This window comes from Tropicimonas omnivorans (genome assembly GCF_031846565.1).
Taxonomy (GTDB): Bacteria; Pseudomonadota; Alphaproteobacteria; order Rhodobacterales; family Rhodobacteraceae; genus Tropicimonas_B; species Tropicimonas_B omnivorans.
Map to the genome: position 1 here is coordinate 1,042,161 of NZ_JAVRHL010000002.1, position 20,658 is coordinate 1,062,818.

General features: G+C 62.1%; 22 protein-coding genes and 3 pseudogenes. 8 read left to right on the forward strand and 17 right to left on the reverse strand.

The genetic code is table 11. From position 1 onward, the window contains the following. The first annotated feature begins 25 nt into the window (after positions 1-25). Entirely contained in the window at positions 26-715 is a 690-nt protein-coding gene (locus RM543_RS10250; protein ID WP_311691191.1) for a helix-turn-helix transcriptional regulator, read from the forward strand. A gap of 221 nt (positions 716-936) precedes the next feature. On the opposite strand, the gene RM543_RS10255 is transcribed toward RM543_RS10250, so the two are convergent. After that, positions 937-1,500, reverse strand: a complete 564-nt coding sequence (locus tag RM543_RS10255) for a hypothetical protein (RefSeq protein ID WP_311691193.1) — start codon at positions 1,498-1,500, stop codon at positions 937-939. A gap of 797 nt (positions 1,501-2,297) precedes the next feature. After that, positions 2,298-2,510, reverse strand: a pseudogene (locus RM543_RS10260) (transposase); the annotation flags it as partial. Between the two features lie 113 nt (positions 2,511-2,623). Here RM543_RS10260 and RM543_RS10265 point away from each other — a divergent pair. Both RM543_RS10265 and RM543_RS10270 read left to right on the forward strand, forming a co-directional pair. Continuing rightward, positions 2,624-2,764 (forward strand): annotated as a pseudogene (locus tag RM543_RS10265) (phage portal protein); the annotation flags it as partial. Positions 2,765-2,864: 100 nt separating this feature from the next. Beyond that, positions 2,865-3,074, forward strand: a complete 210-nt coding sequence (locus tag RM543_RS10270; RefSeq protein WP_311691195.1) for a hypothetical protein — start codon at positions 2,865-2,867, stop codon at positions 3,072-3,074. Between the two features lie 39 nt (positions 3,075-3,113). Here RM543_RS10270 and RM543_RS10275 read toward each other — a convergent pair whose 3' ends face one another. From RM543_RS10275 to RM543_RS10290, 4 genes are all read right to left on the reverse strand, one after another. Next, complete coding sequence (locus RM543_RS10275; RefSeq protein ID WP_311691197.1) at positions 3,114-4,019, reverse strand: ABC transporter permease; 906 nt, start codon at positions 4,017-4,019, stop codon at positions 3,114-3,116. 3 nt (positions 4,020-4,022) lie between these two features. Continuing rightward, entirely contained in the window at positions 4,023-4,991 is a 969-nt protein-coding gene (locus RM543_RS10280; RefSeq protein ID WP_311691377.1) for an ABC transporter permease, read from the reverse strand. Between the two features lie 90 nt (positions 4,992-5,081). Then, positions 5,082-6,110, reverse strand: coding sequence for an ABC transporter substrate-binding protein (locus RM543_RS10285; RefSeq protein WP_311691199.1), 1,029 nt, complete (start codon positions 6,108-6,110; stop codon positions 5,082-5,084). Next, on the reverse strand, positions 6,026-6,676 hold the full coding sequence (locus RM543_RS10290) for an ABC transporter substrate-binding protein (RefSeq protein WP_311691201.1): 651 nt from the start codon (positions 6,674-6,676) through the stop codon (positions 6,026-6,028). The genes RM543_RS10285 and RM543_RS10290 overlap by 85 nt, the downstream gene beginning before the upstream one ends. A gap of 141 nt (positions 6,677-6,817) precedes the next feature. Here RM543_RS10290 and RM543_RS10295 point away from each other — a divergent pair, with 141 nt between their 5' ends. The 4 genes from RM543_RS10295 to RM543_RS10310 are packed head-to-tail and all read left to right on the forward strand — an operon-like array spanning position 6,818 to position 9,280. Continuing rightward, positions 6,818-7,837 (forward strand): ABC transporter ATP-binding protein, encoded by a 1,020-nt coding sequence (locus RM543_RS10295; RefSeq protein WP_311691203.1) that lies wholly within the window; start codon positions 6,818-6,820, stop codon positions 7,835-7,837. Then, positions 7,834-8,835, forward strand: a complete 1,002-nt coding sequence (locus tag RM543_RS10300; protein WP_311691205.1) for an ABC transporter ATP-binding protein — start codon at positions 7,834-7,836, stop codon at positions 8,833-8,835. The genes RM543_RS10295 and RM543_RS10300 overlap by 4 nt, the downstream gene beginning before the upstream one ends. A 38-nt stretch (positions 8,836-8,873) precedes the next feature. Then, positions 8,874-9,095, forward strand: a complete 222-nt coding sequence (locus tag RM543_RS10305) for a hypothetical protein (protein WP_311691207.1) — start codon at positions 8,874-8,876, stop codon at positions 9,093-9,095. Beyond that, positions 9,092-9,280, forward strand: coding sequence for a hypothetical protein (locus RM543_RS10310; protein WP_311691209.1), 189 nt, complete (start codon positions 9,092-9,094; stop codon positions 9,278-9,280). The genes RM543_RS10305 and RM543_RS10310 overlap by 4 nt, the downstream gene beginning before the upstream one ends. A gap of 276 nt (positions 9,281-9,556) precedes the next feature. On the opposite strand, the gene RM543_RS10315 is transcribed toward RM543_RS10310, so the two are convergent. From RM543_RS10315 to RM543_RS10360, 10 genes are all read right to left on the reverse strand, one after another. After that, on the reverse strand, positions 9,557-10,510 hold the full coding sequence (locus RM543_RS10315) for a GIY-YIG nuclease family protein (protein ID WP_311691211.1): 954 nt from the start codon (positions 10,508-10,510) through the stop codon (positions 9,557-9,559). Between the two features lie 42 nt (positions 10,511-10,552). Then, entirely contained in the window at positions 10,553-11,023 is a 471-nt protein-coding gene (locus tag RM543_RS10320; protein WP_311691213.1) for a DUF6998 domain-containing protein, read from the reverse strand. Beyond that, positions 11,020-12,753, reverse strand: coding sequence for a restriction endonuclease subunit S (locus RM543_RS10325; protein WP_311691215.1), 1,734 nt, complete (start codon positions 12,751-12,753; stop codon positions 11,020-11,022). The genes RM543_RS10320 and RM543_RS10325 overlap by 4 nt, the downstream gene beginning before the upstream one ends. Next, entirely contained in the window at positions 12,750-14,189 is a 1,440-nt protein-coding gene (locus RM543_RS10330; RefSeq protein WP_311691217.1) for an N-6 DNA methylase, read from the reverse strand. The genes RM543_RS10325 and RM543_RS10330 overlap by 4 nt, the downstream gene beginning before the upstream one ends. 9 nt (positions 14,190-14,198) lie before the next feature. Further along, positions 14,199-14,732, reverse strand: coding sequence for a hypothetical protein (locus tag RM543_RS10335; RefSeq protein ID WP_311691219.1), 534 nt, complete (start codon positions 14,730-14,732; stop codon positions 14,199-14,201). A gap of 2 nt (positions 14,733-14,734) precedes the next feature. Beyond that, complete coding sequence (gene hsdR / locus RM543_RS10340; RefSeq protein ID WP_311691221.1) at positions 14,735-17,191, reverse strand: EcoAI/FtnUII family type I restriction enzme subunit R; 2,457 nt, start codon at positions 17,189-17,191, stop codon at positions 14,735-14,737. 2 nt (positions 17,192-17,193) lie between these two features. After that, positions 17,194-17,469 carry a hypothetical protein gene (locus tag RM543_RS10345; RefSeq protein ID WP_311691223.1) on the reverse strand — a complete coding sequence of 92 codons (276 nt, stop codon included), beginning with the start codon at positions 17,467-17,469 and terminating at the stop codon, positions 17,194-17,196. Positions 17,470-17,666: 197 nt separating this feature from the next. Then, positions 17,667-17,855 carry a hypothetical protein gene (locus RM543_RS10350; RefSeq protein ID WP_311691225.1) on the reverse strand — a complete coding sequence of 63 codons (189 nt, stop codon included), beginning with the start codon at positions 17,853-17,855 and terminating at the stop codon, positions 17,667-17,669. Positions 17,856-18,502: 647 nt separating this feature from the next. Beyond that, positions 18,503-19,303, reverse strand: coding sequence for a MauE/DoxX family redox-associated membrane protein (locus RM543_RS10355; RefSeq protein WP_311691227.1), 801 nt, complete (start codon positions 19,301-19,303; stop codon positions 18,503-18,505). Positions 19,304-19,319: 16 nt separating this feature from the next. Further along, positions 19,320-19,826, reverse strand: coding sequence for a DUF305 domain-containing protein (locus RM543_RS10360; protein ID WP_311691229.1), 507 nt, complete (start codon positions 19,824-19,826; stop codon positions 19,320-19,322). Positions 19,827-19,924: 98 nt separating this feature from the next. Between RM543_RS10360 and RM543_RS10365 the strand changes: the two genes are divergently transcribed. After that, positions 19,925-20,197, forward strand: a complete 273-nt coding sequence (locus tag RM543_RS10365) for a metal-sensitive transcriptional regulator (protein WP_311691231.1) — start codon at positions 19,925-19,927, stop codon at positions 20,195-20,197. 80 nt (positions 20,198-20,277) lie between these two features. On the opposite strand, the pseudogene RM543_RS18950 reads toward RM543_RS10365, so the two are convergent. Beyond that, positions 20,278-20,586: pseudogene (locus tag RM543_RS18950) on the reverse strand (multicopper oxidase domain-containing protein); the annotation flags it as partial. Between the last annotated feature and the right edge of the window lie 72 nt (positions 20,587-20,658).

Genomic DNA, 20,658 nt, shown 5'->3' on the forward strand with positions numbered 1-20,658 from the left:
GGACCCGATTTTACGTTTTCGCTCCATGACCGATCAACTGACCACGGCCGATACGCCGCAAGAGGTCTGGAGCAGCGCGATGCGTCTCCTGCCGGATCTGGGGCTGTCGAAGGTCGTGTTCCTTGATCTTTCCCGCCGCGGCTCTCCGCTCATCCTCAGCAATGCCGAGGAAACCTGGACGGACGACTATGCCGACGCGGTCGTCTCGGGGCGCGATCCATTCCCAATCAACTGTCTGTCACGGATCGCGCCGGTTCTGACCGGGATCGCCCATCTCGAGGCTCACCCCGCTCTGACGGACGGGGCACGCGACGAGGTTGCGCGTGGCAGCGCATCGCTCGATATCCGGACCGGGATGTCGGTAACGATCTGCCCGGGCTCCTTGGGGGCCGGTGTCGGCTGGAACCTGATGACGTCTCATGATCCCCGTGAATTTGCCGATCTGCGCAGAGAGTTCGAAGTCGATTGGCGAGCCTGGTGTCAGGTCGTTTATGCTGGCCTGTCCCAAACTGCGCCGATTTCCGTTGCATTGACGGATCGCGAGCGTGACTGTCTCGCACTCTTCGCGGACGGATTGCGCGCAACCAATGTGGCGCACCGCCTCGGGATCGCTGAGGTCACGGTCGAGAAGCACCTCCGAAGTGCGAGACATAAGCTCAATGCGAAAACGCGAGATCATGCGGTCGCGCTGGCGGTGCGTACCGGCCTTATCTGACCTTCAAGAGGGTCGAGCACGCATCCTCCACATATTGGGAAACTGGCCGTCCTAGTCCGGCCTAAAGCCCACTTCGAGACTCGCGATGGTGAACGACGCAAACGGTGTGTTCGAGAGCGGCCAGCTAGAGGCGTTTCGCATCGAGTTCATACGGCTTCTTTTCAGACTTAAAAAGAGATCGCTACGTGGAACCACGGGGTCGAACAATCGGAATCGCTCACCTAGCTACCAAAATCCGAGAGACCGGAAAAATCGATCTGTTCCATCACGGTCATCATGAGATCCTGATCTTTACCGTCGATTGTGATCAGGACACGATTGTTGATGAAGGCCAAAGCCTGATCGTCACCCAGCGCGATGCGCTGGCGCCCGATCCGTTCAACTCTCATTCCCATTTGAGCTGCATTTGCGGCCATGGTTCCCATTGATGCGACAATAGCGTTGTCGGCCATGATCGTGACCTTGTAAGACTGCGCGTTATCCGGTGCGGTGTAATTTGCGCCGGCCGCGATGCCGCCTCCCATGAATGCCAGTCCGGTCTGCAATTCATTATCCATCTCGCGCGTCCAACCCTCGAGCGGGCTTGGCAGGAATTCCTCGAAAGAACTCGCCTGCAAACTTGTCATCCTCTGCTTTGCGAAATCAAGCTCTTCCAACGCGTATGCGACGTCACCTTCTGCGTAAGCGTCCAATGCGGACTGAAGCGTGTCGGAAATTTCATCTGCTTGGGCCGCGCTGCTCAGCGTCAGGCCAGCGGTAAACGCCAATGACAATACGTATTTCATCTCGGTAATTCCTTGAATTTTTAGAAGCATATTAGTGTTGGTTAGAGCTCTCCTGCTTTGGGAAAGCCGGGCCTTGTTTGATCCGCGACAGTGCTTGCGAAGTTCAAGCGATGAGGGTGCTTGATAAGCGTAGAGTTTGAATGCTCTACTACAAGAAAACGTCTGAATCCTGCTCCACTGCGGCGAACGACTATTCGTCCCGGACTGAATGTATCGGTTAGCCAATGGCTTAACGGCCCACCAAAAGTATGGCGCGCGATTTCGTCTTTGGCGACGCCTTTGACTTGGCCCCTCGGCGACATCAACATATCGAACTAGACGGCCATGTCGCTCGCCTCGGTATGGACTGCTCCTGCCGCCGACGGGAATAACGACATAAAAATGGGCAAACGCATGCACCTTACTGATATTGGTTGAGCTATTGTCCGCATCCGATCGACCGCCTCAAGATTGGACTGATCTACGCGCGTCGACACAAGATACGGATTTCCTTACTCGTGATGATAAGGAGTTCCATTGATTACTATAGGGCTTCGGGCCGGGAGCTACCGGCGCGACCATGCTTCAATGGCGATCACTAAAAGATCGGCGCGATCACTTTGGGCTTTAAGCGGTCATGCGGCGGCGCAGCGAGGGCAAACCCCTGGTCGTTCCTCGCGCGCCGTCGCTCGCGGCTCGGAGCTGCCGTTCGCGCAAGCTCACGCCGCCGCACTGCAGCTTCCCCAAGCGGACATTGGATCAGCTGCGCAGCATATTGTTACGCCTTTGGTTCGATCAGCGAACATTTCTGACTTCCGCTGAACCTGCCGACGGCAGAGCGTCGAAGCATCAGGCACGGGCCAGTCGAGCCCGGCCTTCCGCAAGGGGAGCCGGAAGAGCACCTTGATCGACAGGCAGAATTGGTTCGCCGCGTCAGAGAGGACGGGCGGCCGACCAAGTCGCCCCTCACGCGGCGCTAGCCACGTCATGTCCTTGCCCAGCCAGATCAGCAGCGAGCCGCGCTTGCGCAGAGCGGCGCTATCGTCCGATCAGTTCGTCGTGCGGTAGCGGGTAGGTGAGGGCTTCGGCATAGCCTTCTCCTAACCTCTTGAATTCGTGCTGTTAATCCTCATCGGGCAGAGTTCTGCAACAACGCCACGGCGAACACAAGCGGGCGAGCCTACACACGATCTCGGCCGGGTTCCGCGTGCCCTACGAACTGCGGTCAGGGGACCTCGGCCAGGTCAACTATTCCTCGATCCGGGCCGGGCTCGTGGAGCTCCGCGGGATGATCAACGCCGACGCATGGCGGGCCTGCTGGTCTGACGGCTCGCGGGCCGGGGCGGGGCGCGGTTGCGCTAGTGGCGGGGTCGCGGACCTACCGCATGCACATCGACCGCGAGGCGGGGTTCCTCAGCTTGATCGACGAGATGTATCTGGGCCTCTCGCTCATCGGCGGGCGCGAGGGGTACAACGCCGCCGCCGCGGGTCGCGAACCGCCGGGCGCCCGGGCTGCGGTTCATCCTCCCCCCTTCCAGAAGGGCCCGGTCGAGAAGAGCAATCGCCGATCGCCGGGGCAGATCCCGGTGGGGTGACGAACCGCAGCGGCGCGCCCGATCCGGGGTCCGACCGTCCTAGCGCAGCTTCGGGTCCAGCCGGTCGCGAAGCCAGTCGCCGAAGACATTCACGCTGACCAGAAGCACGATCAGGGTGAGCGAGGGAAACACCACCACCCACCATTCGCCCGAGAACAGATAGCCGTAACCGATCTTGATCAGCGTGCCGAGGGACGGCTGGCTCGTCGGCATGCCGAAGCCGAGGAAGGACAGCGTCGCCTCGGTCATGATCGCGAAGGCGATGTCCATGGTCGCCAGCACGAAGACGGGATTGAGCGAATTGGGCATCACGTGCCGAAAGAGGATGCCGGAATGGCTGCGACCGGCAAGGCGGGCGGCCATGACGTAGTTCTTGCTCGCCTCGGTGATCACGGCGGCGCGCACGAGGCGCGCGAAATGCGGCCAGTGCGAGATCCCGAGGGCGAGCACCACGATGTAGATCGCGGCGCTTTCCTGCTGGCCGACCGGCAGCATGGATCGCGCGAGCCCGCCGATCAGAAGCGCCAGCAGCATCGCCGGAAAGGTGAACTGGATGTCGGCGGCACGCATGATGATCGTTTCGGTCCAGCCGCGGAAATAGCCGCTGACAAGCCCGGCCAGAAGGCCGATCGAGACCGAGACCGCGACCGCGAGCACTCCGACTTTGAGAGAGGTGCGCAGCCCCAGCATCAGGAGCGACAGAAGATCCGCGCCCTGGCTGTCGGTGCCGAAAAGATAGCGCGCGTCGCCGCCGGGCATCCAGGCTGGCGGCAGGTGGCTGTCGAAGAGGTCGAGCGACGCCAGATCGTAGGGATCGTGCGGCACGATCCAGGGTGCCAGCGCCGCGACGCCGACCAGGATCAGCAGGATCGCGGTGGCCGCCATCACGGCCGGTTTCAGGCTCATCGCTCGGGCGTGGTCGCGCAGGGCGCTCGCGGCTGGCATGGCTTATCCTCGCGACAGGCGCACCCGGGGGTCGGCCAGCGCATAAAGCAGGTCGACCACCAGGTTGATGGTGGCAAAGAGGCAGGCGATCAGCACCAGGAAGGCGGTGATCACCGGGATGTCGGATTCGGTCAGGGCAGAGAGGAACATCGTGCCGAGGCCGGGCCACTGGAACACCTGTTCCACGACCACTGCGAAGGCGACGAGATAGCCGATCTGGATGCCGCTGACGGTGATGATCGGCAGCAGCGTGTTGCGCAGCGCGTGGCGGAAATGCACGACGCGGTCGCGCAGGCCGCGGGCGCGGGCAAAGCGGATGAAATCCATGCGCAGCACCTCGAGCATCTCTGCCCGGACGAGCCGCGCCACCAGCGCGACCTGGCTCACGGCCAGCGACACAGCCGGCATGATCAGCGCGGTCAGGCCCGAGGCAGTCAGGAGCCCCGTCTCCCACCCGCCGACGGACACCGTGGCGCCGCGCCCGTAGGAGGGCAGCCAACCGAGCGTGACCGAGAACGCGAAGATCATCAGGATCCCGACGACGAAGGTGGGCAGCGACACGCCGACGATGGAGCCCGTCATCAGCAGGCTGGCCCACCAGCTTTCGCGCCAGATCGCCGCGACGACGCCAAGCGGGATGCCGATCCCGAGAGAGACGATCAGCGCCGTGATGGCCAGTTCCGCGGTTGCGGGAATGCGCTCCGCGATGACGTCGGCGACGGGGCGCTGCGCCCGGTAGGACATGCCGAAATCGCCCTGGACGGCGTCCGCGACGAAACGGGCGTAGCGGACCACATAGGGATCGTCGAGCCTGAGCGCCTCGCGCAGGTCCGCCCGTGCGGCGCTGGTGGCGTCGAGCCCGAGGACAGCCGTCACCGGATCGCCGATCAGCGTGCCGAGCTGGAAGGCGATCAGGCTGACGATGAAGACCACCAGAAAGGCCTGCCCGAGCCGGCGAAGAAAGTAGAGCATGGTCATGGCCGCGGATCCCCGGCTTGTGAAGGAAGGCGTGCGGCGGGGCGGCGCGACCCCCTCAGGATCACGCCGCCCCGCCGCGCCCGATCATTCGTCGACGGTCACGGCGTGCAGGACCACGGCGCTGTCGGCCCGCACGTCGGCCTCGACGCGGTCGGCCACCGCCCAGGTGATGTAGGGCTGGTGCAGGTAGACCGCGTGCTGCTGATCCCGCGCGATCTGCAGGCCTTCGCGGTAGAGCGCGTCACGCTCTTCGGGTTCGAAGGTCGACACCAGTTCCTCGAATACGGCGTCGAATTCCGGGCTGGACCAGAGCGCCCAGTTCTGGCCGCCGAGGCCGCTGTCCTCCTCGCGCGTGTGCAGGACGGCAGCGAAGGTGTCCTGCACGTCGCCCGAATTGCCGGCCGCGCCGATCAGGTGGAAGGAGCTGTCGGGCCCGTTCACCAGCATCTTGGCAAATTCGGGCCAGACCATCGCGTTCACGGTCACGTCGATCCCGATCCGCGCCAGAAGAGACGCGGAGGCGCGGCAGATCTCTTCGGCGTTGACGTAGCGTTCAAGCGGGCAGTTGAGCGTGGTGGCGAACCCGTCGGGATAGCCGGCCTCGGCCAGAAGCTCCTTCGCGCGGTCGTAGTCGACCTCGGGGCTCTTTTCCATGTCGGCGGGATAGCCGTAGAAGCCGGGCGCGGAGGGCATCGTCAGGGCATTGGCCTGCCCGCGCATCACCCGTTCGACGATCGCCTCGTTGTCGATGGCAAGCGCGATGGCCTGGCGCACGCGAAGATCCTTGAACGGATTGGAATCCAGCGGGTTGCCGGCCTTGTCGTAGGTCGCCAGCGCCACGTCGCGGGTGCCGTCCATCTCAAGTTCCATGAACAGGCGCAGCGGGCCCGACACGACGCGAAAGCCGTCTGCCGCCTCGACCCGCTGGATGTCCTGCAGGGGCAGATCGGTGATCAGGTCGACCTCGCCCGACAGGAGCGCGGCAAGCCGCGTCGGCGCCGATCCGATGGCGGTGTATTCGGCGCGGGTCACGTTGCCGGTGAACTCGCCCCACCAATCCTCGTTGCGTTCGAAGACGGTCTTTTCGCCCGGGATCTGCTGTTCGAGCCGCATCGCGCCGGTGCCGTTGGCGTGCCGCAGGCTTCGGTACTGTCGGTGCCGAGCTGCGGCACCTCCGCGATGCCGTTCTCCTCGGCCCAGGCCTTGGACATCACGAACAGGCGCGAGAGCTTGACCGGCATGACCGCATCGGGGGCTTCGGTCACGATCTCGACGGTCGACTCGTCGACGACGCGCGCTTCCACGATCTGCCCGAAAAGGGAGGCGTAGCGCGCCGATGTGGCCTGCCGCATCACCGAGAAGGCCACGTCTTCCGCGGTCATCGGGGTGCCGTCGTGAAAGCTCACGCCCTCGCGCAGGGACAGCCGCCAGGTGGCGTCCCCGACATATTCCCATTCGGTTGCAAGGCCCGGGATCAGCTCCGAGTCCGGGCCCAGTTCAACAAGGCTCTCGTAGGTCTGCCGGGCGATGGCGGTGGTGACGTAGTCGTTGGTGCTGTGCGGATCGAAGGTCAGCGGGGCGGTCGTGCCGGCGTATTGCAGGGTCTCCGCCGCGGCCGCGACCGGCAGCATGGCGGCAATCGCGGCGCCGATAAGCGGCGTTCTGGCAAATCTTGTCATTCCGGGCCTCCTGTTGGTTTTCTCGATCATTGCACATAAAATCGTTTGATCAAAATCTATTTACTTTGCGACACCGTAGGGGCACGGTCGGAGGCATGCCGGCCGTGCCCGTGCCGGATGAAGCAACAGGGAAAGCCCCGGATGACAGAGCTCAAGCCCCTGACACATCAAGAGGATAGCGACGGCCCACCGATCCTGTCGGTGCGCGGGTTGCAGGTGGATCTGAGAGTGCCGGGCGGCTGGCTGCCCATCGTCTCGGACGTGTCCTTCGACCTTCGCGCCGGAGAGATCCTCGGCATCGTGGGCGAATCGGGGGCCGGCAAATCCATGTCGGGTAACGCGGTGACCGGCCTTCTGCGCGAGCCGCTTGTCCGGCGGGCGGGCGAGGTTCGCCTCGGAGAGACGCGGATCGACGGGCTGGGCGACCGGCGCATGGCCGACATACGGGGCCGGCGCATCGCGATGATCTTCCAGGACCCGCTGACCGCGCTCAATCCCGTCTTCACCGTCGGCGATCAACTCGTGGAGACGATCCGGCGGCACACGGCGCTGCGCGGCGCGGCGGCCCGCGACCGGGCGCGCGAGCTGCTGCACCAGGTCGGCATTCCAGCGGCCGAGGACAGGCTCGACCAATATCCGCACGAATATTCCGGCGGCATGAGGCAGCGCGTGGTCATCGCGCTCGCGCTGGCCGGCGAGCCCGAAGTCCTGTTCGCGGACGAGCCGACGACCGCCCTCGACGTGTCGATCCAGGCGCAGATCATTGCCCTGTTCAAGCGGCTCTGCCACGAAAAGCGGCTGGCCGCGGCGCTGGTGACCCACGACATGGGCGTGATCGCTCAGGCCACCGACCGCGTCGCGGTGATGTATGCCGGCCGCATCGTGGAGACCGGCCGCACCGCCGATGTGCTGGCCCGGCCGCGCCATCCCTACACACGCGCGCTCATGCGCTCGATCCCGCGGATCGGGGAGCGGCACGAGCGTTTGCCGCAATTGCAGGGGTCCATGCCGCGGCCCGGCGCGCTGCCGGACGGCTGCGCCTTTTCCGACCGCTGCGATCGGGCGACAGCGCAGTGCAGCCGCGCGGTGCCCGAGCTGACCGGCCCGGCCGCGCATCCGGCGGCGTGTTTTCACCCATGCGACGAGGAGGCGGTGCAATGACCGAAGTGACCGCTCAGCGAGCCGAGCCGATCCTCGAGGTCGCCGGCCTCCGCCGGACCTACGGCGATGCGCCGGGCATGCTCGCGCGGATGCTGCGCCAGCCCGCGCGCCGGGTGCGCGCGGTTGACGGTGTCGATCTGCGCCTGCGCCCCGGCGAGACCATGGCGCTGGTCGGCGAATCGGGCTGCGGCAAGTCCACGGTGGCCCGCTGCGTGGCCGGGCTGGAATCGCCGAGCGCCGGGACCGTGCGCTATTCCGGCGAGACGATGGAGCGGATCGCCCGCCGCGCGCTGCCCGCCCGCAAGGACGTGCAGATGGTGTTCCAGGACCCTTATTCGTCGCTCAACCCGCGCTGGCCGGTGGGCCGCTCCATCGCGGAGCCGATGCAGGTCCTCGGGCTCGAGACCGGGCGCGACGCGGCACAGGCGCGGGTGGCGGAGCTTCTGAGCCAGGTGGGTCTCGCCCCCGAGGACGCGGAGAAGTTCCCGCACCAGTTCTCTGGCGGGCAGCGCCAGCGCGTGGCCATCGCGCGGGCCCTGTCGACCCGGCCGAAGGTCATCATCTGTGACGAGCCGACCTCCGCGCTCGACGTGTCGGTGCAGGCGCAGATCCTGAACATGATGAAGGACCTGCAGGAGGAATACGGGCTCGCCTATCTCTTCATCACCCACGATCTCGGCGTGGTCGATCACATGGCCGACCGGGTGGCGATCATGTATCTGGGGCGGATCGTGGAGATCGGCTCGCGCGAGGCGATCTTCGCCCGACCGCGCCACCCCTACACGCGGATGCTGATGGACGCGGTGCCGCGTCTCGACGAGGTGACCGCGGGCGCGCCGCCGCTCGGCGAATTGCCCGACCCTGCCAATCCGCCATCTGGATGCGCCTTTCGCACCCGCTGCCCCTGGGCCATCGCGGCCTGCGCCGAGACGGTGCCGCCGCTGGAGGAGGTGGACGGCCGCCGCGCCGCCTGCCTCCGCTCCGGCGAGGTCGCCTGACAGAGCTGCCACCGGCGGACAGCCCGAGGACAAGAGCCATGAGCCCCGACATTCCCTTTCAGGACACCCTTTGGCGCCGCACCGCCCGCGGCGGCTTCGACCGTGCGGACGCGGTGCCCGAGCGGGCCGAGGTCGCGGTGATCGGCGGCGGCTCCGACCGTGCGGACGCGCTGCACCTCGCGCGCGCCGGGCGCGAGGTCGCGGTGCTGGAGGCCGGCCCGCTGGGGGGACTACCTCTTCGGGCCAAGAGACTAACATGACAGAGATCCTATCGCTCGACATACGCGACGACGCGCCGTTTGCCGGCGGGGCCGCCTTCGGCGAGACCGGCGCCTACCGGCGGATCGACGGGCGGGCGCGCCTTGCCATCCGGCCCGAGGAGATCGGCGCCGACTGTAACGACCAGCAATTATTGGCCATTTTGGGGGTCATTTGTCCATTATAACAACCAAAAGCCGGCCACTGGGCGCTTTCGACGGGAAATCGGCGTTCAGGCCGGCCCAGCGGAACGGACGATCCTGGATGACGAAGCAGGCTTTCCTGCTTCGCGAGATCTGTCGGAAGATCGACTTGGCGGCGTTTCCGCGCAGTTACGATCCAAGCCGACGGATAGAGCTTCATCCACTGTTATACACATGCCTTGCTGGCGAAGCATTCTTGACCAGACCTAACCGTGCGCTTGGTAGGTTGCCCGCTAAGAAGCGAGGGCATAGCCTGCGGCCTACTTTGTCCGGAAACGCGACATCCCGGGGAGCGACCAGCACAGGGTCTCCGCGTGATCGAGGCGGCCCCAGAAGAACTCATTCCCAAGGCTTTCGAGGTGCCGACCGGACTGGTCTTTGAACAGTGCTTCAGCGTGCTCGGCGCTCTTCATGTCCGGAAACGGTTGCGACTTGACGCGCAGGGTCCACCGACCCTTCGCCGCTGGCGGAATGCCTGCGTTCAGCTCCTCACATCGACGTTTCGGATCGTTCGAGACGCCGATCTTCAGAGCGACTGAGGTGTCGCCGAACGACTTCTTTCGACCGATGAAAGCGTGGCCGTCGCCGTCATAGACCGCAAGATAGAGGTAGGTGTCCCCGTCCTCATAAATTGCAGTGCGCTCTCCCTTGCTCCCCGGAAAACCCCGTGATGGCTTGAAGACCTGCCCGAAGGGCATGACAGGGGCTTCTCGGTCCGTGACCGGGTCCTCTCCGAACACGTTCACCTCACGGACCTTGATCTTCAAGGCCTCGGCGATTTCGGCATCATCGAGCTCTGCGCCATGGACAGCGAGCGCCTGTCCCGCTTCCGGTCGATAGGAGTTGATGGCGATCCGACCGATCATCACCTTTTCCTCGGTCCGCCAGGCGCGCTTGACCGGGATGGCATAGGTCCAGCGATCGGCCCATCCTTTGTCCCGCTTGATCTGCTGCCCGACCGCAGAGGCCTTGTCCGTATCGCGAATGGGCGTGGCCGCGATCTCAACGAAGCCAAGAACGTAGGAGCGCTGAGCCTTCTCAGTCTCCGTCGTGCTGGCGCCGTAGATCATGAGGAGATCGCCGTCGTTCAGCTTGCGCAGGTAGGCGTCTCGAGCCTGTTCCTGCGACCAGCCCACGTATCCATCTTCCTCGGGGCTGAACCCGTAGAACGAGCGAATGCGGATGCGTTTGCCTTCGGGCAGGCCGTTACTCATGCTGGCAATCCTCCAAGAAAATCCTCCGGGTTCGACCCGCGCTTAAACCGGTGGCTCCCTCATGATCGGCAAGCGTGCGTGGTCCGCCACGTCCTTGGAGAGCAACCGAAGCCGAGAGAGCGAGATCGGCCGCTGGCCGTTCTTCTGCATGGCGCCCGATGCGTCCCACGGGATAGCGCCTGGGCCGTTGTAGATCACCGCCATGGGACCGCCCACGGGGCGGTGCAGGACAAGCAAATGGTCGGGCTGATGCCGGATCGCGACGCCCCGCCCCTGGGTCAGCTTGATCTCCACGTTTCGTCCACAGCGGGATCTGGCATCATGGCCCAGGGTCGAGGCTGGGTTGAGGTCGAGGTCGAACATGTAGGCAGCCGTGACCTCGCCGATGCTGCCAACGAGATGGCCGTCGAGCGTGAATTTTCGTCCAGGGAACAGCTGCTCAAGACCGTCGGCGGCCGTGTAAAGATCGTCGAGCAGGGCCGCGACCTGCGCCCAATCGACGTCCTCGCTCATTCGGCGGCTTCCAGAGCTCTTGCCTCAGGCTCCAGCGCCTCGTGGAGGAGGGCTTCGAGGAGGCGGGTGCGGGTGGTTTCGGTGGTGGTCAGGGCGGCCGCCAGCCGGTTGCAGAGGGCCATGAGGGCGTCGACCTTAGCCACGATGCGGTGTTGTTCAGTTAGAGGCGGGATGGGAAGCATGAAGTTTCGCAAAGGCCTCAATGTCAGGGTAGGCTGCGCAGCTCCGGTAAGCGCCTCTTTTGCCTGAGAATAGACGAAAGGCGATGCCATGAGCAGACCGAGAAACGGCAGGCTCATCTCTGACGATGGCTTCAGGATCGCGATATGTCGCTGGACGCAAAATGGTTCATGATCGTCAACAACTACTGGACGCCCAAAGGTCGCGCCGACGACCGTGTAAAGCAGGTCTCCTGCCGACGGAGTGCGATATCGAGGAAGCGCGTCGAAGTATTCCTGCGGCACGCGACGACAGCCGTCGAACTCAAGGGTGCCGCCGGAAACATTTCCAATGGTTAGGAACGCAACTCCAGCATCTGAGCGTGGCGGCGGTTGGTGGTCGCCGTCGGTCACGACGCGGAAGATACTGGCGAGCCGCGTCCATGCCCATCCGAAAGGCACATCAAACGGAAAACCCCGAATTTTATCGACTTTTGCGGGTCGAACGCCGTTAGCTTGACCGTATTCCGCAATGTCCTCCTTGGCCTTTTCAAGCAGATCAGACGCCGGTTCATCCGCCGGGTTCTGTTCCACCAGCTTCCCGCGAACGGCGAGGTTGAGGATGGTTTGGCGGAGGGTCTTGATCTGGTCGGGGCGTGTGGTGAGTGCGGGGAGCGCGTCGAGGGCAAAGGCGGCGTGGGCGGGGAAGTCCTCGGGCATGGTGTCGGGGGCGGTCAGGCGGGCGAGACTGGCGGTGGTGAGCTTGTCGCGCGTCTCCTCGCGGGTCTTGCGGGCCTCCTCCAGCCGATCACAGAGCGCCATGAGCTCATCGACCTTGGCGACGATCCGGTGTTGCTCGGGGAGGGGTGGCAGAGGGAAGGCGACGCCGGCGACGATCTTGCCAGAGACTTCCTTGAACGTAGTGCCTGGTGCCCTTGCGTCTATTTCAGGCGCGAAAGTCCGCATCGCCAGTGCGATGAAGCGCGAGCACTCCGCGACGTATGGAACAATGGATTTGAACCCTTGATTGGTGGAGATCGGGTTCGCAGCAATGGCCACGTATCCAATAGGCGCGCGACTGGTGAACAGCACAGTCCCCGAGGGCATCATGGTCGCGGAGGACGAGGCGAGGCCCTTCTCGGTAAGATCACGCGCGCCCCGCGAAATAGAGAGATCGCGGTAGCCACCGAGGTCAGCTGGGGTCAGCCATGGAATACCTTCGCCGGGCTTGGAAAAGTTATTGGGGTCGCCGGCTGACGGCGTTCCACCCCCGATGATCGCACCGATGACATCCAAGCGACACCACTGCCAGGAAACGGGAATCTCGAAGGGCGGTTCAAGCTCCTCGCCATTTGTAAGTTCGCGCGGCTTCCTGATCTCCCCCGACTTTATCAGACGCGCCTTCTCTGCCGCGATCTGGTTGAGAAGAACTGATGCGGGCTCATCTCCCGAATCCTGTTCCACCAGCTTCCCATGCATCGCCAGACCCAGCACGAACCGCCGCAGCCTCGCGATGGCGTCGGGCGCCTCGCTGATCTGTTCGTAGACCTCCAGCAACCGTTCCGCGTTCATCGGGCCAACGCCTCGGTCAGAATTGACTTCAGCTCGGCCCGAAGGCTGTCGACCGAGGCTTCGGCCTTGGTCAGATCTTTCAGCAAAGTCTCGGGATCGCCCCAGTCGTCGGCCTCTACGTGCGGGTTCTTTATATCGAGGTTGAAGCCACGCTCCTTGATCGTGTCGATCGAGACCTTCCAGGCGCGGTCGCTTTCCTCACGCCCCTCGCGCTCCGCTCCGCCCCACCACGCGGCGCAGTCATCCAGATGCTCCAGCCGGATCGGCTTGGTCATGGAATAGGCCTTCTGCGTGTCGGGAACGCGGTGCTCCCAATACCAGACCTCCTCCGTCGGCGAGCCCTTTTCGAAGAACAGCAGGTTGGTGCCGATGGAGGCGTAGGGCTTGAAGACCGAGTTCGGCAGCCGGACGATGGTGTGCAGGTTGCACTCGGTCAGCAAGTGCTCCTTGAGGCGGGTTTTGATGCCTTCGCCGAAGAGCGAGCCGTCGGGCAGGACCACGGCGGCGCGGCCGTTCTTCTTCAGCAGCCGGATGATGAGGGCCAGGAAGAGGTCGGCGGTTTCGCGAGTCTTGAAGGCTGGGAAGTTGTTCTCGATCCCGTCCTCTTCCTTGCCGCCGAATGGCGGGTTGGTGAGGATCATATCGACGCGCTCGTCCTTGGTCCAGCTGATGAGCGGACGGGCCAGCGTATTGTCGTGCTTCACCCAGGACGGCTCCTCGACGTTGTGAAGGAGCATGTTTGTCGTGCACAGCATGTGCGGCAGGGGCTTCTTTTCGACGGCGCGGAGGGAGGCCTGCATGGTGGCCTCGTCTCCGGGCCGCTTCACGTAGTGCTCGCGCATGTGGCGCATCGCGCAGGTGAGAAAGCCCCCAGTGCCGCAAGCCGGGTCCATGAGGATCTGGCCGGGCTTGGGGTCCATCTGCTGGACCATGAAGGCGGTGACGGCGCGGGGGGTGTAGTATTCACCGGCATTGCCCGCGTTCTGAAGGTCGTTCAGGAGCTGTTCGTAGATGTCGCCGAAGTGCTGACGCTCGGACAGGCTGTTGAAGTCGACCTCGGAGATCTTGTTGATCACCTGCCGCATAAGCTGGCCGGACTTCATGTAGTTGTAGGCGTCTTGGAAGACGGACCGGACGACGCGGGCGCGTGGTGTGGTGGCGGGAAGCTCCTTCAGGGTCGGGAACAGCTGCGTGTTGACGAAGTCCTGGAGCTCGTCGCCGGTAATGCCCTCCGGGTTCGCCGCCCATGCGCGCCATTGCAGATGTTCGGGGATCGGCGAGGTGTAGTCGTCCCGCGTGAACTCGAGGGCCTCGTCCTGGTCGTCTATGATCTTGAGGAAGAACATCCAGACCAGCTGCGACAGGCGCTGCGCGTCACCGTCGACGCCGACGTCCTTGCGCATGACGTCTTGGATCGTTTTGACGAGATTTCTCATGGACATTGATTAGCTGTGCCTTTCAAAGAGGATCACCTCTTTCCGCTCGATGCGGTGGGTTTCTTTGCCGCTTCTTCTGCTTCCCGCGTAGATCATATTTTGGGGCACGGTAACGGGCTTCCTCACGCCCGAGTCAGTAAAGCGAATGCCTGACCCATTCGGGTTCGCTACGAGCCAATGCAACGAAGGTTCCGCCAGGCCGAGGATGGCGCACTTGTTAGCTCTGTTTTCTTGGAAGAGTTCGTAAAAACTGTCCCAGAATTCCTTATTCGACTTAGGCTCCGTCCGGCGAAACGGATATGAAACTGTTATACGCTCTACGCCTTTGATATCTGCTGCTCGGCACCCTTTGAGCATTACTTCGATATCTCGAAGTGTTGTTCCTTCCCAAAGCGTATCCGGCCACCTGCTGCTGCACAGAGCTTCGCAACAAGTTTGAAAAACTTCATCTTCCCGCGAAACACCCATCTTTCGCAGCGCGTTTACAATCGCATACATCCCACAGAGTCCATCGAGCTCTCCTTGTTGCTTAGCGTTGGACACTGTCACGCACTCTCGTCGTATAGAGCTTCCTGCAAGTCATGGATCGCTCGCAGGTAGTCGGGTTTCTTGCCGAAGGCTCGCATGAGCTCGACTGGCGTTCCCATGTGGGAAAACGGGTTTATCTGAAGGATGTTCGTGTCGTCGAGGGTCAGCAGTCCCTCGTCAGCGTATTTCTCGAGTAGCGCATCCAGGACAGCGCGGGCCTGATCCCCATACCGATTGAAGACATCGCGCTTCTTGACGTTTTCAGCCCGCTCCCGACGGGTCAAAGGCTTGGCGCCGAATGCGATATGGCAAACGAGGTCAAAGGGATCGAGATCGCTGTCGATCTCACGGCCGATCAATTGCAGGTCAAGGCCCTCTTCGGCGAGTTCGTCGATGATGACCTGCTTTCGGTCCTCTGCATGCCAACGGCGGAGGAAGTCATCCAGGGACGCGAAACGGCGCGTGAGGTGCTTTCGCGTGAAATCACTGAGGCTCTCAGTGACAAGCTTTCCGTCCGCGTCCAGGTATTCGACGCGTTCCCTGATGATTGTCGCACCAATCCCGTCGACGTAGATCTTTCTCCGTGGTCCCTTACGCACATCAGATCCATCAGGACCGTTCGGATCTCCCGTTGGGCCCGGGTCGATAGGATCAATAATAACTGTCTCGAAACCCTCGCCCCCGTCCCCTGCCGGAGTATCTTCGTCCTCCGGGGGTGTCATTGGGTCATCTGGACCCGGCTGGTAGATCTGCACAGGATCTCCGTCGAAGTCTGGATCGGCGAAGTGGGACGTTGCCCCCCGGAAGTCCATCAGCGTGAAGAAGTATTTTCCGGTGTCTTCATGAACGCGCGTGCCACGCCCGACGATCTGCTTGAACTCCGTCATCGAACCGATCTCACGGTCGAGCACGATCAGGCGGCAGGTCTGCGCGTCCACACCCGTACTCAACAGCCGAGATGTGGTCACGATGACGGGATAGTCCGCCTCGGGGTCAATGAAATTTGCGAGCTGGTTCAAACCGTCTTTGTCGTTGCCCGTGATCCGCATGACATAGCGGCTATCTTTTTCGATCAGATTCTGATTTTCGTTGATCAGAGCTTGGCGCATGCGGCCTGCGTGTTCCTGATCGATGCAGAAGACGATGGTCTTCTGCATCCTGTCTCCACTTTCATTCAGGAACTGGGTGATACGCTTGGCAACAAGCTTGGTGCGATCATCGATCACAAGCGTTCTGTCGAAGTCCTTGGTGTTGTAGATCCGGTCCTCGACCTCGTTGCCATCTCGGTCGAGTTGCCCCTGTCTCGGACGATAGCCTTCGATATCCCGATCTACATGGCATTTGATAACCTTGTAGGGGGCAAGGAAACCGTCATCGATGCCTTCTTTCAGGGTGTAAGAGTAGATGGGGTCTCCGAAGTAATCGATGTTGGAAGCGTATTCGGTTTCCTTCGGCGTCGCGGTCAGGCCGATCTGCGTCGCGCCTGAAAAATGTTCGAGTATTTCGCGCCATGCGGAATCCTCGGCTGCACTTCCGCGGTGGCACTCATCAATGATGATCAGGTCGAAAAAATCCGGGCTCAGCTCGCGGTAGATCTTCTGACTATCTTTCGGGCCGGTCAGCGCTTGGTAAAGCCCCAGGTAGATTTCGTAGGCGGTGTTGATGCGCCGACGCCCGTCCATAGCTAAGGTCAGTTTTTCCTCTGTGCCGTCTGACCGCTCAATGGTTTTGGAATGCGTCGACAGCTTCGCCATCGATCCGATGAAGGGCCGGAAGTCGTTGACCATGGTCTGGTCTACAAGAACGTTTCTATCAGCCAAGAACAGAACCCGCTTTTTCTTGCCCGATTTCCACAAGCGCCAGATGATCTGGAAGGCCGTGAAAGTCTTCCCGGTGCCGGTCGCCATCACCAAGAGGAGCCGATCTCGACCCTTGGCGATCGCTTCCAGAGAGGCATTGATGGCGTTCGTCTGGTAGTAGCGAGGCTCCTTACCGGTTTCGTAGTATGGGTGGAGGGCGGTATTGGCTTCGGTCTCGGTCAGTCCTTTCCACGCCAAATATTTCGCGCATAATTCCTCGGGCGAAGGAAAGCTGTCGAGCCCAATCTCGGTCTCAGTTTGAGCCGATTGCCCCGTTCTGTCGTGGAAAACGAAGCCATCGCCGTTTGACGAAAAGGCGAAGGGCACTTGAAGCATTTCCGAGTAAGTAAGTGCTTGCTGAATACCATCGCCGATTGCATGGCGGTTGTCTTTCGCCTCGATCACGGCAATCGGAATATTCGGCTTCAGGTAGAGTACGAAGTCGGCCCGCTTTTTCTGCCCCCGCGCTACAAGCCTTCCGCGCACTATGATCCGACCCGCAGTGAGCGTGCGTTCCTCAGCGATCTGCGTTTGTAGGTCCCACCCAGCATCCATCAAAGCCGGTAGGATAAACTTGCTGCAAATATCCCGTTCTGAAAGGAGCCGCTTGCCCATAATTACTTACACAGGGTCCGATCGGCAGCGTAGAAGATGTGATCGTCCGCGCAAGCGTAGCTCCTCAGGCCGGGTGCGGCTCCAATCTTCCAGCTGTAGGCGGTGTCAACGATAGGGCTGTAGTCCTTGCCCTTGAGCTCGGCCTCGTCTCTTCGCACCGTCGTCGAGGTGCTTGAGGAAGAGCCGCCATGCCATCTGCTGGCGTAGTTCAACTCGAGCGTTGCTCCCTCGTCGTTCCGTAGAGCCCGATCATCGTTGTTGAATGCGTTCTCGAACATGCCTGCCCCTCATTTTCTTGCTACCCTAACGGCGAGCAAGGAAGCCGGCAATCTAAGGGATCGATTTGTACTGGCTGCCTCTGCCGTGTTTCTGAGTGGCTTTTTCGACGGTAGCCTCGTTCACATCGTCCTGAGAAGCGGTGCATGCGGGAGGTGAGCCCGAAGGGAGCTCACTGGATAGTTTGCCCGCCAGACCGTCAGGAAGCGTCGTCAGGCTTCCTCGACTCTGCGAGCGCAGTATTCAGGGATCGCAGGAACTCGATCTTCTCGTGCGCCGATTCAGGTCTCTCGACGTATAGTTCGTAAGTATCCAGCCCGGAAAGATAGCCAACCTCGTACCCAAGGTCACGCAAGAGCCCCTTCGCCTGTTCTTGGATCTTCTCCATTCGGCAACGGTCCCTTACCCCCCATATTTCCACGCAAGCGACATTGTTGAAGGACCCGTAATGCGAGTCCGCGATGATCTGAAGGCTTGGAAATTTCGGGTGGTCCAGTCGCAGTTGGACCTCGATCCAACCAAGGTGCTTTTCGCGTTCATCCGGTCGTGCCATGCGGTTCTCCAGTTGAGGTAGCCGGAAGATTGGCCGACATGAGGATGAGCGAAGAGAAATTTCGATAAATTTAGTCCATAGGATGCACTGCCTGTTTCAACCGTGCTGAAACCCCGCGTTACGAAGACTCGCTATGACCAGCCCACACGAGCCATTCACCGCCCAATATCATTCCCCACCGCAGCTTCCCCAAACCGAACGTTCGTCGAGATCGCTTCTACTGCAACACCGTTTCTTTGAAGTGGCCATAAGTGCCGAACGCAGTATTTCTACATGCTTGATGCCAGCAGAAGACTACTCTGGCTGCCCGCGCCAAATCATGCTGTGACTTCGGGACCTGGGCCAGCTCGTCCACTCAGCGCCGTTTTTTGGCCGACCGTTCCCATTCCGGCACAGGCACCATTACGCACCATCGCGAGTCCATCACGGCAAGTCACACGGTGGCCCCGGCAACGGCGCAAATATTGGGCCGGGGCATTCTATCAGGCCAGGAGCATCCTCAGCATCACGATGGACATGCCCATCATGGCGAGGTTCTCGCTGAGGCTCACGAAGCCCAACGGCACATTCGAGCCGCCGCCGACGCATGCGCATTTCAGCTCGCGCTTGTCGATGTAGACCGCCTTGAACACGCTCCAGGCGCCGATGGTCGAGATGATCAGCGCCGCCGGTGCCGCCAGCCAGGTCAGCAGCATCCCCGTCATCAGCACGCCGGCTCCGGTTTCGACCCAAGGGTAGACATAGCCGTACGGCACCCACCGCCGCGCGAGCACGTCGTAGTTCAGAAACATCGTGCTGAAGCTCTCGATGTCGCGCAGCTTCTGCATGCCCAGCAGGATCATCGAGATCGAGATGAACCAACCCAGCGTCTGCCATGTGATTGCGCCGAGGAACCCGATGGACAGGGCCAGCGCCGTCGCCGCGGCCACCGCGAACAGGTAGATGACCGGCTTGTAGGTGGTCGCCTTGGGGTCGTGGTCGGTCAGCTTCTGCCGGAGCATGTCATAGCCGCCGACGCGCTCGCCCTCGATCCAGACCTGCGGCGTCGTCGGCACGTCGAACCGCGCCTTGAAGGCGTCGACTTCGTCGCGGGTGCGGAACACGCGGTCGTCGATCTCGTAGCCCTGGCGGTCGAGCAACCAGCGCGCCTTCTGCCCAGCAGGGCAGAGGTGGTTCGGCAGCGCCATACGATAGAGCACAGCCGTCTTGCCAGTCGCGTCAGATGCAGGATCGGTGGTGACGTCAGAGACGTCGCGAGTATCTGCGAGGATGTCTTTCGGCATGGTAGCCTCCGTGGTGCTATTGCCTTTCCCGCGGCGTGCCCGTGGGGGCGTCTCCGTTGGCCTCGATATCGGCGATGTAGAGCTTCATCTCCTCGATCTCGGCGCGCTGCGCCTGAATGATCGCATCTGCTAACGCGCGCACGCGAGGGTCCGAGATGTTGGCGCGTTCGGATGTCATGATGGCGATGGAATGGTGCGGGATCATCGCCTTCATCCAGGCGACGTCTTCAACCGTGTCCTGGGAGCGCACGAGGTACAGCGACGCGGCAAATGCCATCGCTGCGCCCGCGAAAATGCCGATGTTGATCCGGCGGTTGCCATACATGCCCAACATGAACGCCAGCATGATGATCGCCATCACTGCACCCATGTAGAGCGCCATCCACATTCGCGTCTGCGAAAAGAAGACGTGATCCAACGCATAGGTATTGAGATACATCAGTCCAAACATCACGACCGTCGAGGTCGCGATCATTGCGGCGAACCGGCCGTAGGAGCCTTTGTGTTTGCTGTCGTGTTTCATAAGCTCTCAGGTATACCCCTTATGGGTATCGTCAAGGGACCGACGTTCTTTGGTGTCGCCTCTCGACATTGACGCCGCCGAGCCCTTTATATCCTGTCATGCACAAGAACCGTGAAGCCGCGCTCAAACGTCTGAAACGCCTCGAAGGGCAGGTCTGGGGCATCAACCGGATGGTAGAGGAGGATCGCTACTGCGTGGATATCCTGACGCAGATCGCGGCCGTGCGCGCGGCGCTGAAGGGTGTCGAGAAGCTGTTGATCGACGACCACGCGGCCCATTGCATCGAGGACGCCCTCGCTTCGGGCGACCGTGAGGACCAACGAGCGAAGTTCACCGAGCTTCTCGACCTGCTGGACAAGGCGCGCGGTTGATACTGCGCTGGGTCAGGTGACCTCAAACCTGTGACCACACCCGACGCCTGGTGACCCAGCATATGACAATGCCCAAGATCGTCCGCGACCAAGGTGATCTCTACCGTTTCGTTCGGCAGGACGAAGACGGTTTCGCGGCGATCGCGGTGCGGATCTGGAGTGTCGCCGCGCGACAGGACGGTGAAGTGATGCCCGTGCAGGCGGATGCCGTGGGGCCATACCGTGTCGTCGATCTGCCGCATCCGCATCGTGCGACCACGCTTTGCCCGGAAGGCGGGCTCGTCCATGTAGCCCAAGACGCCGTCGAACGCCCAGACACGCCGGGCAGCAAGAAGCGCGCGGAAGTCACTGTCCACGCCGTTCAGCTTTACCCCGCTCATCCGTCCCATGGCACCCCCTCCGTCCGCAGTTCTTCGCCCTGCGGTGCGGACAGGTCGAGCGCTTGCTCCCCCGTCATTGAG